Annotated in this window: 2 protein-coding genes; one reads left to right on the forward strand and one right to left on the reverse strand. The window is 42.8% G+C overall.

Annotated features, from left to right (window positions below):
• The first annotated feature begins 247 nt into the window (after positions 1-247).
• Positions 248-571 carry an antibiotic biosynthesis monooxygenase gene (locus F6K53_RS43210; RefSeq protein WP_070391318.1) on the forward strand — a complete coding sequence of 108 codons (324 nt, stop codon included), beginning with the start codon at positions 248-250 and terminating at the stop codon, positions 569-571.
• 106 nt (positions 572-677) lie between these two features.
• Here F6K53_RS43210 and F6K53_RS43215 read toward each other — a convergent pair whose 3' ends face one another.
• Complete coding sequence (locus tag F6K53_RS43215; protein WP_293086849.1) at positions 678-944, reverse strand: hypothetical protein; 267 nt, start codon at positions 942-944, stop codon at positions 678-680.
• Between the last annotated feature and the right edge of the window lie 343 nt (positions 945-1,287).

The raw sequence follows: 1,287 nt of genomic DNA on the forward strand, positions 1-1,287 counted from the left end.
GTGTCGAAGCCTGTGCCACGGTACTGATTGGTGCTTTTGAATAAGTTATGGAGCGCGGTCTTGAGGGAAATCCCCAAGACCGCGCTCCATTTAGAAAACAGGTCAGCATTGGTTTAATCTGAGTTAAGCTGACCACTGACTGCTGACTGCTGAATGCTTACAAAGATGCAGATATTGGCATCTGTGCAGCTCAACCATTAGCTGTTATGATCGGAAATCAACCCAGAAAATCAGAGGGGAGGGAAAGTTGACAGAATTTCTAGATTTTCTGAAGCATAAGTATGCTTATGTTGCCATTGGTGAATTCAAGCCAGGCAAATTTCAAGAAGCTCAGGATCTTTACGAGAAAGCTGTATCTACCTATATCCAAGGGTTCAAAGGCGCTTACCTACTGCAAGAACCTGGAACCGATAGAGGGATTGCTGTGATCTTTTGGGAAAGTATAGCGGACATGGAAGATAATCAAAGTGAAGCCTATGAAGCAATCTTAAACCAAATGTCTCACTTGTTTACCAAAGCTCCCACCACATCTTTTTACGAAGTTTGCAGTGAAATCCAGCCTCCCAATTAGCTGGAGAATTAAGAATTTAGAATTTAGAATTTAGAATTTAGAATTTAGAATTTAGAATGGAGAATTAAAAATTAAGAATTTAGAATTTAGAATGGAGAATTAAAAATTAAGAATTAAGAATTCGGCATTGCTCAATCTTTCCATTAATATCAGTGCGGTGGACATCCTGCCCGCCCGAGGGAGGATACGGGCAAGATGCCCGTTCCACCAAGATGCCCGTTCCACCAAGATGCCCGTTCCACCAAGATGCCCGTTCCACCAAGATGCCCGTTCCACCAAGATGCCCGTTCCACCAAGATGCCCGTTCCACCAAGATGCCCATTCCACCAAGATGCCCATTCCACCAAGATGCCCATTCCACCCACCGGGTCAAACAGCTTTAATGAGATGCACTCTACCCGCTCAGCCATAGGATGATTAGTCAACTGGATTTGATCTAACCTCGACCAATGGCAAGCCCAGTTAAATTCCTTTGTTAAATATTTTTTCGTTACGTTGTGGGTGTATTCCGGACAATCTAAGCTCTTGATTGCTATTGCTGCTAAATCGGCTATTTTTCAAATGATTAACCAGACTTGATATATAGCGCTACGCGCAAGTTAGAAGTCAGAAGTCAGAAGTCAGAAGTAAGCTAGGACTAGGTTTCGGAGTTTACAAATGTCCTAATCTTAATGGGTAGTGCTATAATTCTCTTTTCGCCGATATTAAGTTCCCCG

This window comes from Moorena sp. SIO4A1, from assembly GCF_010672065.1.
Classification (GTDB): Bacteria; Cyanobacteriota; Cyanobacteriia; order Cyanobacteriales; family Coleofasciculaceae; genus Moorena.